The organism is Cohnella lupini (assembly GCF_003386205.1).
Classification (GTDB): domain Bacteria; phylum Bacillota; class Bacilli; order Paenibacillales; family Paenibacillaceae; genus Cohnella; species Cohnella lupini.
The window spans coordinates 277879-292683 of the sequence record NZ_QRDY01000005.1 but is presented as its reverse complement, the minus strand read 5'-3'; the positions used below and the strand labels follow the sequence as shown (position 1 = coordinate 292683).

At 47.6% G+C, this 14805-nt stretch carries 13 protein-coding genes; 10 read left to right on the top strand and 3 right to left on the bottom strand.

Going from position 1 to position 14805, the window contains the following annotated elements; genetic code table 11:
• Positions 1-91: 91 nt before the first annotated feature.
• Genes DFP95_RS12050 through DFP95_RS12030 form a run of 5 tightly spaced genes read left to right on the top strand, consistent with a single transcriptional unit; the run spans position 92 to position 3085 of the window.
• A complete protein-coding gene (locus DFP95_RS12050; RefSeq protein ID WP_115992861.1) occupies positions 92-616 on the top strand; it encodes an HPP family protein in 525 nt (174 codons plus the stop codon).
• A 15-nt stretch (positions 617-631) separates the two neighbouring features.
• Positions 632-1537 (top strand): pyridoxamine 5'-phosphate oxidase family protein, encoded by a 906-nt coding sequence (locus DFP95_RS12045; protein ID WP_245987580.1) that lies wholly within the window; start codon positions 632-634, stop codon positions 1535-1537.
• Positions 1538-1593: 56 nt separating this feature from the next.
• Complete coding sequence (locus DFP95_RS12040; protein ID WP_245987579.1) at positions 1594-1899, top strand: hypothetical protein; 306 nt, start codon at positions 1594-1596, stop codon at positions 1897-1899.
• Between the two features lie 19 nt (positions 1900-1918).
• On the top strand, positions 1919-2659 hold the full coding sequence (locus DFP95_RS12035) for an MBL fold metallo-hydrolase (RefSeq protein ID WP_115992859.1): 741 nt from the start codon (positions 1919-1921) through the stop codon (positions 2657-2659).
• Between the two features lie 42 nt (positions 2660-2701).
• Positions 2702-3085: a VOC family protein gene (locus DFP95_RS12030; RefSeq protein WP_181907379.1), complete on the top strand. Its 384-nt coding sequence runs from the start codon at positions 2702-2704 to the stop codon at positions 3083-3085.
• An 88-nt stretch (positions 3086-3173) separates the two neighbouring features.
• On the opposite strand, the gene DFP95_RS12025 is transcribed toward DFP95_RS12030, so the two are convergent.
• From DFP95_RS12025 to DFP95_RS12015, 3 genes are all read right to left on the bottom strand, one after another.
• Positions 3174-6533 (bottom strand): carbohydrate-binding protein, encoded by a 3360-nt coding sequence (locus DFP95_RS12025; protein WP_181907373.1) that lies wholly within the window; start codon positions 6531-6533, stop codon positions 3174-3176.
• Between the two features lie 199 nt (positions 6534-6732).
• Positions 6733-7545, bottom strand: coding sequence for an SDR family NAD(P)-dependent oxidoreductase (locus DFP95_RS12020; protein ID WP_115992856.1), 813 nt, complete (start codon positions 7543-7545; stop codon positions 6733-6735).
• A 64-nt stretch (positions 7546-7609) separates the two neighbouring features.
• The gene (locus tag DFP95_RS12015; protein ID WP_245987576.1) at positions 7610-7744 is read right to left on the bottom strand and encodes a winged helix-turn-helix transcriptional regulator; all 135 of its coding nucleotides are present in this window, start codon (positions 7742-7744) and stop codon (positions 7610-7612) included.
• Positions 7745-8194: 450 nt separating this feature from the next.
• On the opposite strand from DFP95_RS12015, the gene DFP95_RS12010 reads away from it, so the two are divergent.
• From DFP95_RS12010 to DFP95_RS11990, 5 genes are all read left to right on the top strand, one after another.
• Positions 8195-9883, top strand: coding sequence for a cache domain-containing sensor histidine kinase (locus DFP95_RS12010; protein WP_181907372.1), 1689 nt, complete (start codon positions 8195-8197; stop codon positions 9881-9883).
• A gap of 1 nt (position 9884) precedes the next feature.
• Positions 9885-11444, top strand: coding sequence for a response regulator transcription factor (locus tag DFP95_RS12005; protein ID WP_115992853.1), 1560 nt, complete (start codon positions 9885-9887; stop codon positions 11442-11444).
• A 173-nt stretch (positions 11445-11617) separates the two neighbouring features.
• Positions 11618-12991: an ABC transporter substrate-binding protein gene (locus DFP95_RS12000; RefSeq protein WP_115992852.1), complete on the top strand. Its 1374-nt coding sequence runs from the start codon at positions 11618-11620 to the stop codon at positions 12989-12991.
• A gap of 94 nt (positions 12992-13085) precedes the next feature.
• Positions 13086-13973 (top strand): carbohydrate ABC transporter permease, encoded by an 888-nt coding sequence (locus tag DFP95_RS11995; protein ID WP_245987574.1) that lies wholly within the window; start codon positions 13086-13088, stop codon positions 13971-13973.
• Complete coding sequence (locus DFP95_RS11990) at positions 13970-14794, top strand: carbohydrate ABC transporter permease (protein ID WP_115992851.1); 825 nt, start codon at positions 13970-13972, stop codon at positions 14792-14794. The genes DFP95_RS11995 and DFP95_RS11990 overlap by 4 nt, the downstream gene beginning before the upstream one ends.
• Positions 14795-14805 lie beyond the last annotated feature (11 nt).

Below are 14805 nucleotides of genomic sequence, written 5' to 3'. Positions count from 1 at the left end.
AATGTTGTATTCACTTCTTGTTGACAGATCATAAAACATATTATATAACTAGGTAACTAGGTGAATAAATGAATGGATGGGTGGTGTGTTGATGGATAATAAAGAGCAAACGGAATTTTGGCTAAAGATGAAGGGTACAACCAAAAGTCCTTTAAAAGTCGTTCCTAGGAACGCGCTGATCGGTGCGATCGGCGGCTTTATTAGCATAGCTCTGTTAGCTTTTCTATCCGATATGACCACATCCGTTTGGATTATGGCTCCATTTGGCGCAACCTGCGTTTTGGCATTCGGACTCTGGGACGCGCCATTATCTCAGCCGCGCAATATTGTTGGCGGACATTTCATTTCGACTCTAACAGGGCTGCTGTGTCTACGTTTTTTTGGACACAATAATTGGGTATTGGCGCTTGCCGTAGGGTTGGCGATCGGACTCATGATGTTGACCAAAACGACGCACCCGCCTGCGGGTGCCGATCCCTTGGTTGTCATTCTAAGCGGCAGCGGATGGTCCTTTTTGTTTGCGCCGGTATTCATCGGTTCTGTTCTTATCGTTGTGTTAGCTTTGATTGTTAACAACCTGGACAAGAATCGCAGGTATCCGACATTCTGGTTCTGATGGGAGGGAAGCAACTTGAATACCGTTTATCACGAAGGCGAGCTGACCGTTCAAAGTCTAACCGGAGAAGGGGCGATTGCCACCCAGAACGCGAAGATGATCAGCTCCCATTTTTCGAAGGGCATTATTAATTTCCTCAAATCCCAGCAATTTGCGGTATTGTCATCCACGGATCGTACGGGAAACGTATGGGTAACGTTTGTAACTGGGGAGCCTGGGCTTGCAGAGGTGCTTGACGAACAGAGGATGGTTATTCGAACTGGATTGATCGAGGATGACCCGCTTGCGTCGGAACTGGAAGAACAAAAACAAATAGGATTGCTCATTATAGATACAAACCGGAGAATCAGGCTTCGGATCAATGGAATAGCCAGGATAGAAAATGAACAATTAACGGTGACGGCACATCAGATCTACGGGAATTGTCCCAAGTATATTCAGAAAAGATCGTTTCATCCGGAGAAAGACGTCATTAGACGGTTAAAGTCGGAGCAGCGAAGTCAAGTACTGAATCAGCGGCAGCAGGAGTGGATTACGCATGCCGACACATTTTATATTGGCAGCGTAAGCGACGGCGGACAGATGGATGCCTCGCATCGCGGAGGTAATCCCGGTTTTGTTCAAGTCGTCAATGAGAAGACGTTAGTGTTTCCCGATTATTTCGGCAATTCGATGTATAACACGTTGGGAAATATTTATTCGAACCCTTCATCGGGTCTGTTATTTATTGACTATGACCATGGTCATTCGCTTCATTTGGCGGGTAAATCGGAGATTATTTGGGATGAGAAAGCCTCTGCTGCCTTTCCCGGCGCCGAACGACTAGTACGATTTGAAATAAACGAAGTCTTTCAATTGGATAATGCTACCGAATTGCGGTGGGAGGATACGGAGTTGTCGCCTTATAATCCGAAAGTCTGAGTACCAATAAATATTTGATTATCATTCAAGCGAATCAACAGGATATGGGCAAAGCTATGCACGGACTACTGTACGGTCAAGAGCTGCATGAGGCAGGGATGGAAGTCGAATTGTATTTTGACGGAGCCGGGACGCAGTGGCCGAATGAATTCAGCAAGCCGGATCACCTGCTCAATCCGTTATACAAGCAAGTGACGAAAACCGGGATTATTAAAGGAGGCTGCGGAGCCTGCGCCGGCGCCTTCGAAGTGGTTGAAGAAGTGCAACAAGCGGGAGTTAAGCTAGTTGGAAGCGAAGCTAATAGCGGGCATTTACCCTTTGCTCAATTTATGAAGGATGGTTTTGTGCCTATTATTCTGTAAAAGAGAGGGATGGTTATCCATGAATATTCAAAAGCTTCCATGGGCTGGCATTCGGGTCGAAGTAGAAAGTACCGCTATCGTTATCGATCCGCTTTATCACTTTCCTAATAAGTTAGGGGAGCCTCAAGAGCTTTTCTATCCGTTAGAGTCGTATGGGCCGGCAACAGCTGTCCTGATTACGCATCAACATGCGGACCATTTTGATCCGCAGGGGATTATTTCCGCTTATGGTTCGGATATTCCGGTTTTCGTACCTAAGGAAATCCGGGATCTGGTGACTTCTAGCGGATTAGGGAACGTAACCGGCGCTGCCATCGGTGACGTCTTCACCGTCGGACCATTTACGATTACTGCAGCTCATTCCGTGGACGGTTCGGGCGATCCGCAAGTATCATGGATCGTACGCGGCGACGGGAAGCAAATGATTCATGCAGGAGATACGTTATGGCATGGGTACTGGTGGAAGATGGTTAAAGCCTATGGCGAATTCGATGCAGCCTGCTTGCCGGTAAATGGAGCCGTTACGCAATTTCCGGGAGTCACGCCGCCTAGCGATCAACCCATCTGTCTTACGCCTGAACAAGCGGTCATGGTGGCGGAGATTCTTGGAGCCAAGACTCTCATCCCTATCCATTATAAGGCGGCGCACAATCCGCCTATCTATACTCAGACACCGAACATGATGAATCGATTGACGGAAAGCGCCCAAGGTCGCGTTAACTTAAGCGTATTGCAAACAAATGAGAAGTTCTCGGTTTAATCCGGAGCGCTAATTTGCACGAATAACGAGGAGGGTCTTACCCTGTTAAAGAAAACGATCGATCATGTAGGAGTCATGGTGAGCAATATGGATGAATCCGTCCGCTTTTACACGGAGGTGGCCGGGCTCAAGGTAAAAGACAGAAACGCTCATGCTAATGGGCTTGAAGTGGCCTTTTTGGGCTACGGCATCGAGAATGAGACGGAAATCGAATTCATTCAAGGCTTTAAGGACCATTTGCCACCTGAAGGTAAAGTGCATCACATTGCGCTTGCGGTTGTCGACATTCAAGCGGAATGGGACAGGGTCAAGCAACTCGGAGTGGAATTTATCGATCAAGAGATCGCGACGATGCCTAACGGGATTCGCTATTTTTTCTTTTACGGACCCGATAAGGAATGGATCGAGTTCTTTCAAAGAGTATAAATAACTATAGTACAACCTCAATAGGCTGCCGATTATCGGCAGCCTATTGAGGTTTGTTGGATTTCAACAACAATCTGTATTTCCGCTGCTAATGTCCGTTTTTCTTCGTCGGCTCCAAGAGAATCAGCTTTGATTCCATTCCTTCCAACTGGACCGTGAGCTGTCCGGATGCCGTGGACGCGGTATTCGTCCACAGATCGGTCGCCGTATAGATGGCCGTTCCGTTTAAACCGGCCCGAGCGAGATCGACCGTCTTACCGATCGGAGTCTTACCGAAATTGAACACGGCTAAGTAATAAGCATTCTTGTCTTTCAGGATGAATGCATCCGCCGCTTTCGCACCCGTATTGCCTTCGACGGGCCGGAACGCTTCGCCTTTCTTGGCGAGCGCCAGCACGCTCTTGTTCGTGAGCAAGGTCTTCATGTACTCCTGCGCTTGCTGATTGTGTACATCGTCGGAATCCAGAAACACGGTTCCCGAGATGACCGCGGAATTGACTCTTGAACGAGCTTCCGTCAGCGATCCCGCTCTGCTCAGCGCCATGTGATCGGGGTCGGTGTAATGATAAATCGTGCCGTTCTGCCACCAGCCGTAAGTCAGCGCGTTCAGCTGGAATTCCGTATCGGAGATGCTGCCGAACGTATCGGTCGCGATTCGGCGGCTGTGGGCGTATTGGCTCGGGAATAGCGGAGCGATCGATGCGCTGATGAACATTTGGTCAGCGACCAGTTCATCGACGTACGCCATTCCTTGGTTGTAGGCTTGCGTGCCCGTCTGAACTTTAGGATCGAAGTGACGGCCTTCCAGCGCGCCGTGCGTCAGGAAATCCAGCTTGATGTATTCGAAGCCGAGCTTCTTGAATTTCTTGAGGTAGTAATCCATCCGCTGCTTGGCTCCCGGATGCGTCGGATCGACGGCATAGGCGCCGTCCAGCTTCGGAAGCAATTTGCCGTCGGCGTCTCGCAAGAGGATGTCGCCGTATTTATAGGTCGTCGATCCTTCTACGGGCTGGTCCATATTGTCGCCCCAATAGACGAACGGCCCCCAATAGATGCCGGCCTTTTGTTTATTGCGTTTGATAGTCGCGACGGCTTCCGCGAGCTGCGCATCGGATAGATTATCCCAATACGAATCCATGTTCACGTAGGTCGTCCCGTCGTTAGTTAAGCCTTGCTTCTGCAGGCTGTTCTTGATGAAGTTCGACGTGTCGATGACGTCCTGGAACGTCAGCCTGCTCTCGTAAGCGGCCCAGCTGTTCCATCCTACCGGTACGCCTTCGGGGACATGCTTGCCGAATTCGAGCGGCGGCGCGATTACCGCGTTCGCCTTACCGTAGGCTTCCATACCCGTGCGGTAATCGTCGTAGAAACCTACGAATACCGTCGGAGACAGCAGTCTCGCTCCATTGACCGTACCGTGCGGCTGCGAATCATGCGTCTTCGCGGAGGAAGCGCCGCCGTACACTTCCAACGAGTTCAGCTTCTCGTCCCCTCCGGAGAAGCGGATGCCGGTCTTCCACGTATCGTGCGTAATAGATCCGACAATGAGTCCCCGGCGGCTTGTATTGTCGTAAACCGCCGATACCTCGTAACTCGTATCCGACGAGTTGATCGGAACCGCTTGATGGCGAATCCACATATCGTTATCGTACGGTACGGATAAGACCCGTCCGTCCGCGCCGACGCGAACATCCACGCCTCCGCCGGTGTTCGTGACGAGCGGCGCAAAGTAATTCGCGCTGACCGGGGTTGAAGAGGACGCTTCCGTACGCGTCAAGAAATAGGGTACTCCGGCGTAGAAGCTGTACACCTGATTCAAGTCGGGCTGGCCGTCCTGCTTATTGACGATCTTAAGAGTTATGCCTTTACCGAAGTCGTCCTTGATCGGTTTGACGTCGCTCATCGAGAAGCTATGCGCGCCATAGCAACTGCTGGCTTGGTCGCCGATTTTACTATACACGCCCGTTGCGATCGTCTTCCCGTTCCAGGAATAGGAAGCCATACCTGACTTCAGATCGACCGTTACGGCTAATTGTCCATTATCGACGATTACTGCATTGGAATGCTGCTTCACCGTGATGGATTGTATCGTCTTGCTTGCAACGGATTTACCCGGCTGCGGCGGAGCTGTGTCCGCGCGTTCGCAAGGTTGCACCGCGTTGTCGGTATTCACGGTAACGACGATCTTGTCGATGTCCGGGGAGTAACCGCCGCCGTCGGTGAACAGGATAGTATTATTGCCCGCGTTCAGCGATGCGGCGAACGAATAAGTGCCAGTCGTATTCCAATCCGCGGTTGCCGGGAACAGAATATTTTGATACACGGAGCCGTTGACGCTAACATCGGCGGCCCGGGCATCGCCGGAAATATAATGTACCGTTACCGTATAGCTACCTGCGGCAGGAACCTGAATTCCGTTGAATTGAAGCGAGGCGCCTTGATACAGATTGCCGACCTTCATGCCACCGGAGCAGCTTCCGCATTCCGCGACTTTCGCATTGCCGACGAGCGCATTGACGGACGACTCCGCTTCGTATCCGGATTCCAAGGGAGCGATCACGATACGATCGATGTCCGGGGAATATTGGCCCCCGTCAGCGAAGAGAATCGTATTCTCCCCTTTGTTCAGGGCGACCGTCATAGTCATGCTGCCGACGGTGTCCCAGTCCACCGTCTTCTCGAAGTCGATATGCTGGGATATGCCGTCGTTAACCGTGATATCCGCGCTTCGCGGATCGCCGGAAATGTAGTAAACGGTCATTTGGTAAGCGCCAGTATCTTGCGCCGAGATATGATTGAACTGCAGCGAGGCTCCTTGGTACAGATTGCCGACCTTCTTGCCGCCCGAACAGCTGCCGCAATCGCCGACCTCCGCGTTACCGGTCAGGACATTCCCTGCCGCTTCGGCTTCATAGCCTTCTTTCGCCGGCTTGATTTCGATACGATCGAAATCGGGCGCATACCCGCCGCCGTCGGAAATTTCGATGGCGTTGCTTCCTTGCGCTAGCGTCATCCGTATGGTTTTCGTACCGGGCGTATCCCAGTCGGCGGTCTTATCGAACTCGTAATGCACCGGCGAGCCTTCGTTTACGCGAATATCGGCTCCCCGCGGATCTCCGGAAAGGTAGGTAAACATGACATCGTACTGACCTCCCGCCGGTACTGTAATATCGACGAAACGCAAGCTGCTGCCTTGGTAGAGGCCGCCGATTTTCTTGCCGCCCGAACATGTTGCGCAATCCGACGCGGAAGCATTCCCGGTCAGCGCGTTGCTCACAGCTTCGGCTTCATAACTGACGGGAGCATCGTCCGCGACTGCCTGCTCGACCTGTTGCGGCGAAGCACCCGTTACGGATGGATCTGCGCTTGAATGCGGGGCGGCGCCGATGCCCAAGCTGATGCAACCGGCCGTAAGACAGATGACCACGATTCTGGAAAGCGTTTTCATAATTAACATCTCCTCTCGCTTAGAGCGGTGTAATGGAATACATGTCTCACTCTAATTGAAGGAATGTGGATGTTCTATACAAGAATTCATCAAAATATAACGGAAACGACCTGAAAAAATAGAAGCTAGGTATCAAAAAAGGATCGACCAATAAGTTCTGGCCGATCCCATAACGCGCGCAAGCGGGTATTACGCGTCTTTAATCCGCATCCGCCGATAATTTTTCCCAAGTATTAATCTCTTCGATTCTTTTGGTAAATGAATTTCGTATGCTGTGGGATGCAAATGAACCAACCGGGAAATGAAGGGGAGGATTATCGCTGTTGATCATTTCGATAATGGTCTTAACCGCTTTGACGGGATCGCCAATTTTCAAAGACGATATGCCATTGTTATAAGCTTCGTACACCGGATCATATTCGGGTTTACGTTCGGTATGCTCTAACGAATGACCCAGGAAGTCCGTAGCGAATACAGATGGTTCTACGATTGTCGTTTTAATACCAAACCCGGCAAGCTCAGTTGCCATCGCTTCCGAGAACCCTTCTACGGCAAATTTGGATGCCGCATAAAGACTGAACGGAGGCATGGCCCATGTTCCGAAAAAGGATGAAATATTAACGTAATGCCCCGCGTTCTGCTTTTTGAATAGGGGGAGGGTCGCACGAATGACATCTAATACGCCAAAAACATTGACATCAAATTGTTTTCTGATTTGCTCATCCGTGTATTCTTCAATCATTCCGTAAAGTCCATAACCGGCATTGTTGACAATGATATCAATCCGGCCGAAGCGGTTCACGGCTTCTTGAACTGCAAATTGGATTTGGTCCTTGTCGGTAACATCAAGTGGCACAATATGAACATTGTCAGGCGATACTAATTTGAAATCGGCAATAGCTTCTATATTTCGCGCAGTGGCAACCACTTTATCATCCGTCTGAAGCAGTTGCTCGACGAATTGTCGGCCGAACCCTGTTGAAGTGCCAGTAATAAACCATACTTTACTCATGTGTATTGCCTCCTTAGATAAAAATCCATTATAAAAGACAGACCGTTCATTTTTTAATTATATCTCATCTTATAAGAATGTCAATGTAAGTTAGCATTCTTTGGGTTGATTCGGGCAACCGTCTTTGTAGTTCGTTAAACCGTAAGTTGCCGCTTGATAACAGATGAAGAATAGGCGCTTTCCATTTCCCGCTGATCAAACGGAGGAAAATTTCATTTCGACAGATCGCTCAACAACTTCAACTATCCTAGCCGGATTGGTATTTACGATTTAATATGCGCATCCTTTATTTCGATTAATCGTATTTGCGAGTCAAATTCTAAAAGAAGATCGGTACAGAACCTCAAGAATTTTTGGGGAGGCTATACCTTTTCCTATTAAATTAGGATAACAATCGAAGCAGCTTGCCGAACTATTAATTACTTTGCCTTAAGTATATTATAGCAATATACTGGAAACGAACTGCTTTGAAGTGTCGGTTTTAAAACTAACAAACGGTTGGAGAATGCGCGAAATGTTGAGATTAAAAACTATTAATGCCAAAATCTTCTTCCGGTATTCGTTACTTATTGCTTGTATTATTGCTATTTTATTAGTTGCTTTCAGTGTATATATGACGCGTATTCTAAGAATGGAATCCAAGCAATCCATGAATCAGATTTCTGCCAATATCCTCGACACTCTTGATTTGGAAATCAATAGCCTCTATTCCACGGCACTAAAGGTCGTTTCTTCAAGCCCGGTAAAAGATGCTTTTTTTCAAAATACGAACGAACCGGCTGAGCTAAACAAAGATCTCAATAATCTGGCCAATATCGTGCTGACGATCAATGGCCCGAAGCCCAATTTCTATAAGCTTAACCTTTATCGCAACGACGGTTATACATTTGCATATGGCAATCAGTATTTTGCGGAATTCGGCGACCTGAAGCAGTTACTATCGGAAGATTGGGTTAAGGCAACCTTGCAGCAAGAGGGCAAGAAATACATTTCGCCACCACATATAGATGCGAGAGATCCCCAAGCTACACCGATCATCTCGATTAGTATGTCTTTCGCGGAAGTATATGGGATGAAAAGCAACAACATCGTTGAAATTGAACAAAAGTATAGCGTGTTCGAGAATATCATCCAAAAAGCGGTAATCTCCCCGTTAAAGGATGCACGGCCGACCAAGTCGGTGTATGTATTGGACCGGCAAGGAAAAGTGGTCTTCCCGTATGGGGGCGACGATCAAACGACGAGAATGATTGAAGGCTTCCGAGACCTTGTTGTACAAGCACCAGGCAAAATGGGAGAAATTAACCTTGTTAATCCTCAGGACCACCAAAAAAGCATCGGGGTGTACGCGCAATCGGAGTTCTCGGGATGGCTGGTTCTGCTGCTTGAACCGGAGGCTTCCTTAACCAAGCCTGTTAGAACCTTTAATGAGCAAATCATCCTATTGGGATTCATCTCTTTGATGATCACGTTAATTATGACTTATTTCGTATCCAGAAGCCTATCGAGACCTATTAAGCATATTAACAAGTCACTGAAAAATCTGGAGCTAGATTCGCTGAATCTGAAGAAGGCGGTCGCCTTAAACAGCCAGTTCGATGAGCTGGAAGAATTGAATCAAACCTTTATTGAAATGCGAGACAGGTTAAAAGAATCGCTGGAAGAAGCAGTCTCGGCGAGGTCGCATGAAATTCAATCGAGGTTTCTTGCGCTGCAATCCCAGATGAATCCCCATTTCCTCTATAATTCTCTTTCGGTTATCACCATCATGTGCGAGGAGAACAGAAATGAGGATGCCATTCGTTTCTGCAAGGGACTATCGAATATCCTCCGATATACTTCGTCGACCAGCTTTAAGTCTGTGAGCTTAAGAGAAGAGATTAAGCATACGACAGACTATATTTCGCTCATGCAGGAGAGATACGGGAGTATGCTTGAATTCCATCTAAATATTCCGGAAGTCATGATGGATTTGCGGATTCCCAAGCTCATCATTCAGCCTCTAGTTGAGAATTGCATTAAACATGGAATCCACGTTGAGCCTCCGTGGATCATCCGGATCACGGGAAAGCTGCTTTCGGAGAACTGGATGATTACGGTCTCGGATAACGGTAGCGGGATGGAGCCGGAGGTTATTCAGGGGTTAAACAAGAGGTTTAGGGAAACCGATAGCCTTAAAGAAATGCCGGAAATTAATTTGAATGGAATGGGGCTCGTCAACATCTACACACGGCTCAAAATTTTCAACGAGGATAAGCTGATCTTCGATCTGAAGAACAATAAAGCCGGAGGGACTTCTGTGACTGTCGGAGGTCTCCGGAAATATACGGAGGAATAGCATGAAGCTAGTAAAGAGCTTGAAAATTATCGTCATCGAAGACGAGCCCGTTATTCTGGAAAATATCATTAAAAAAATAAAAGGAAGCCAAGCCGAATTCACGGTCGTGGCTAAAGCTTATAACGGGAAAAATGGGCTAGCCCTAATTAAGGCGCATAAGCCTGACGCCATTATAACGGATATTAAAATGCCGATTATGGACGGGATAGAGCTGATAAGCCAGGTAAGGCTGCTCTTCCCGGAAATGCCTGTTATTGTATTAAGCGGATATGACGAATTCGAATATGCGCGTCAGGCTATGAGATTCGGAGTTATGGATTACTTGCTTAAGCCCTTGGATACTGCAATGCTGCTGGATGCTCTTAATCGGGTTCGCAACGTGGTTTACCCAAAGAACGATCTGATTGAAAGAAATATCATTTCTTCGGAATTGTTAGGTCAGAATCAAGTTAGAGAATTGGCGACTTTGACCAACGATGCCCGTTATCAAATCGTTCTGATTTGCTTGGGCAACCTATGCAATCATGTGACATCGATCAACCGCGCCTATTTTTTTGCCGATTTGTGGGGGCAGATAGACTGGGAGCAGACGATAGAGCAACTCCCGTCTAAATCGCAAAGCTGGTGGCTGATCGACGAGAAGCTGTCTAACCAGAAATTCCTAATCTTGTCCGCGGCCGAGAATAATGAAATAAGCGATATTCAGAGCACGGCAGAATGGCTTCAAGCTTCGCTTCTTGCAGCAGTTGCACCCTATGCTGTTAACATTAGCGTTCACGCTGAAATCACTCCCAATCATGAATTGTGGAAGGTGGCCCAGGAGCTTAGAAGCCGGCTGGAAAGGAATATGCTGCTTGGGAAATCCAGCATCCATTTTAGCTCTAGCGAGATCAAGAGCAAGAGGGAAGATTCATCTGGAGGGGTTTCACCAAGCGCCTATAACAGAATCAGTTCTTTGCTGGAAACAGACAACACAGAACTGTTGAGGCCTGCCCTATTCAAATTATTTGAATCATGGGAAACGGCAGGATATTCTCAGCGGCAGATTGAGAAGACTTTCGGGGATCTTATTGATCTATTTAGGAGAAGCAAAATTCTGATCGGAAAAGACGAATGGGATGATATTGAAGCTCAAATCCTGGATTCGATTTCTTTATCCGTTGACTATGCGACGTTATGTACTAAGGTGTGGAGCCTCTTGGAGCGTACTTTAATCCCCAAGAACATAATCGAGGAGACGGCTGAGCTTTCCGACAAAATCGAGCAATACCTTCAGGATCATTATGCGGAGGACATCAGCTTCGAGGAGCTTGCCCACAAATTTAATTTCACTTCGGCCTACCTTACGAAAATATTCAAAAAGCATAAAAATGAAACGCCTCTGAAATATTTGACCAGCCTGCGGATGGAGGAAGCCAAACGGCTCATCGTCGAGCATAAAGAGCTTGATCTGAGAATAATCGCGGAAATGATCGGTTATTTCGATCCGCATTATTTCAGCAAGGTATTTAAGAGCAATGTCGGGAAGACGCCTACCGAGTATCGGACGGACCCCATATAACCAGTGAGGAAGCGGTTAAAAATTTACACACGCCGCTTTTTTTTTCTACATTTACCCTCCTATCACGCGTTTGTATACTAATGTTGCAAGCGCTTTATTTGTTGGAACTCATCCGGAGGAGTTATAACAAAGCTTGCGGCAACAGGGTTTGAAAATCAGAGGGAGGGTTTTGCGTGCGTAACAAGAAAGGTCTGTCTATTCTAAGTACAGCTATTGCTCTAACGATATTTACGGGATTATTGGCAGGGTGCGGCAGCAACAATAACAAAGGTGCGGCTGAATCGAGTCAGTCGGCATCCACAGCATCCGCATCAGCGTCTCCAACTGAATCAGCGTCTCCATCCGCAACCGAGATTCCCAAGCAGGATGTGACGATTTCTTTGACCGCGGCAAGCGGAGATACTTGGATTCGTCCGATAGATCAAGAAATTATCGCCGATTTCACCAAAGAAACCGGCATTAAGGTAGATGTACAAATCGCGCCGGCTGACCAATATGCAGGCGTGCTCAAGGCAAAGCTTGCCGCAGGCGAGGGAGCGGACATTTCCTTGATCTGGCCTGAAGCGAACGCGGCGCAGTTCTTGCCCGACACCAATTTTCTCGATTTATCCAACGAGCCTTGGGTTTCCACTCTGACGGATGCTGCGAAAAGAAACGGAACCTTTAATGGTAAATTCATAGGTTGGAATCCGGAAGGCGAAAATGCCGGCTGGGGCATTATGTACAACAAAGATATATTCAGCAGCCTGGGACTAGAAGTGCCGAAGACATTTGATGATCTGGTTGCCGTATCCGAGAAGATCAAAGCCAGCGGCGTAACACCCATCTATGAACCGTTGAAGGACAGCTGGCACTCTGGCATTTGGTTCGCTTTAATGGGGCCGATCGGAGAGAAGAACAATGCGGGCTTAATGGACAAGCTGAACCAGAACACGGCCAGCTATGCGGATGTGCCGGAATTCGAAACCTTTTTGACGCAGTATAAGACCCTTTACGATAACGGCTATTTCGGAAAAGACGCGTTCTCCAATACATGGGACAAAGGGATTCCGACGATGCAATCCGGCAAGTATGCCATGTTTATGGTTCCATCCAATATGGATGTGCAGTCTAAAGCGCAGTACCCTGAATTCGATTTCGCCAAATTCGGAGAGTTCCCTACCCCTCTGGCGGATAATAGGTCGCTTGCCGTTTACGATGGAACAATTATTCGGGTCATTAATAAGAATAGCAAACACATTGATGCAGCCAAGCAATATTTAAGCTACATCAGCAGACCTGACGTACTGGACAAATATTATGCCGCTTCCGGATTAAATCCGGCCTTCAAAGCTCTTCCTGCGATTCAGGCCGATCTTGAAAAATCCTTGCGTGCCAACTCAGATGGAACGGTGAATACGACAATGGAAACCGGTATTCAATTCTGGGACAGTACGGCTGTAGGCAATTACGTGCAAGAGCTTCTAGCAGGTAAAAAAACGCCTAAGCAAGTGCTTGAAGCGATCGATAACGACCGCAAAAAAATCTTTACCGCTCAAGCTCAATAAGGTCGCAATTCAATAAATAGAATAATGCGCATTGCAGATGCATGGATGTTGATGGGTTTGCAGTGCGCATTTATTATTTCAAAGGATGATAACCATGCGCGTAAGTAAACTCACGAAGAGAATGTTTCCCCAGTATCTATTGCTGCCCGCATTGCTCTTATATTTCGTACTGTTCTTGATTCCCAATCTAGCCAGCTTCTATTACGCCTTTACCAACTGGAATGCGGTCGGCAGCGTCGTCAAGTTTATTGGCTTCGATAATTTTCGCGAGATATTCAGCAGTGCCTCAGGGAATGGCGGCGTTTTCAGGAACACAGCCGTGTTCGCCATCTATACGACGGTTCTGAAAATTATAATTGGCTTGCTCCTCGCCTTACTGCTGAATGAAGGCATCCGCACCAAAAATATATTAAGAGCGATATTCTTTATGCCGATTACGATTTCCGTTGTGTTGACAGGGATCATGTTCTCGGAAATATATAGCCCGGATGGAATCTTGAATGGCCTATTAAAGCTAGTCGGTTTAAGCTCTTGGACGCATGCTTGGATTGCGGAGCCGCAGATAGCCATTTGGTCTGTCGCTACCGTTGAGGTTTGGAGAGCGTCGGGGTTTGCGATGGCGATCTTTCTGGCTGCGCTGCAGATGGTGCCCAAGGAAATATACGAGGCAACTGAAATCGATGGGGCAGGCTCATTCCAGAAGCTGTTTTATGTTACGCTGCCTTACTTGTACCAAGCGATCGTTCTTAATACGTTATTCGGCATGATCAGCGGACTTAAGGTGTTTGATCTGATTTATGTGATATCTAACGGCGGACCCGTACGGTCGACGGAAGTGCTCAATGTCACGGTTCTGAATGAATTTTCAAAAGGAGCGTACGGCTACTCAACCGCTATGGGCTTGATCCTGTTCCTGTTCGTTACGCTTGCTTATTTCGGAGTTAATTATGTATTTAAGAAATTCGAGGTGGATGTATCATGAGCGGCAGCAGAACCAAATCCCGCCTCGTCGTTGAAATCGCGCTTTGGTGTTCTACCTTGCTGATCCTCATTCCATTGTACTTTGTGATCGTAAATTCATTGAAGTCGGCGACAGAAGTGCAGATGATGACGGCCAAGCTACCCGCTGTATTTCATTTTAACAACTACGTGGAGGTGCTGAAGAAAGCCAATGTTCCCAGAGCTTTCATGAATAGCGCCATCTTCAGCATTTCATCAATTGTCGTCTGTGCCGTATTGTCATCCATGGCCTCTTATATTCTGGTGAGAAGGAACACCCGGATAAACGGGATGATCTTTAATTTATTTCTAGTCGGCATGATTGCGCCGATGAATATGGTAACGACATTCAAGCTCATGAAGACGCTGCATCTGATTAACTCTTATTACGGAATTATCCTGCTATATGCGGCAAGCTTCATACCGTTCACGATCTTTTTGTACAACAGCTTTATCCGAAATTTGCCTACGGATTTGGATGAAGCAGGCGTCATAGACGGAGCAGGCCCGCTGCGCAGGTATATCTCCATCCTGTTTCCGTTATTAAAGCCTGTTACTGCGACAGCAATGGTAATCAACTTTGTCGGCTGCTGGAATGATTTCGTATTTCCTTTGTACTTCGTTACGGAGTCTAGCAAATGGGGAGTTATTCTGTTGTTGTATCAGTTTATCGGCGCCTATTATTCCAGACATGATTTGTTGTTTGCCGGGGCGACGATGATTGCGCTTCCTACTCTAATCGTGTATTTGCTGGGACAGAAATATATTATTTCCGGAATGACGGCCGGTGCCATTAAAGGGTGAAGCAGGAGAAG

Excerpts from the sequence above, each read along its gene's own strand:
- DFP95_RS12040 (WP_245987579.1), top strand. The coding sequence starts at position 1,594 with ATGCACGGACTACTGTACGGTCAAGAGCTGCATGAGGCAGGGATGGAA.
- DFP95_RS12025 (WP_181907373.1), bottom strand. The coding sequence starts at position 6,533 with ATGAAAACGCTTTCCAGAATCGTGGTCATCTGTCTTACGGCCGGTTGC.
- DFP95_RS11995 (WP_245987574.1), top strand. The coding sequence starts at position 13,086 with ATGCGCGTAAGTAAACTCACGAAGAGAATGTTTCCCCAGTATCTATTG.
- DFP95_RS12010 (WP_181907372.1), top strand. The coding sequence starts at position 8,195 with ATGAATCAGATTTCTGCCAATATCCTCGACACTCTTGATTTGGAAATC.
- DFP95_RS12020 (WP_115992856.1), bottom strand. The coding sequence starts at position 7,545 with ATGAGTAAAGTATGGTTTATTACTGGCACTTCAACAGGGTTCGGCCGA.
- DFP95_RS12050 (WP_115992861.1), top strand. The coding sequence starts at position 92 with ATGGATAATAAAGAGCAAACGGAATTTTGGCTAAAGATGAAGGGTACA.
- DFP95_RS11990 (WP_115992851.1), top strand. The coding sequence starts at position 13,970 with ATGAGCGGCAGCAGAACCAAATCCCGCCTCGTCGTTGAAATCGCGCTT.
- DFP95_RS12005 (WP_115992853.1), top strand. The coding sequence starts at position 9,885 with ATGAAGCTAGTAAAGAGCTTGAAAATTATCGTCATCGAAGACGAGCCC.
- DFP95_RS12035 (WP_115992859.1), top strand. The coding sequence starts at position 1,919 with ATGAATATTCAAAAGCTTCCATGGGCTGGCATTCGGGTCGAAGTAGAA.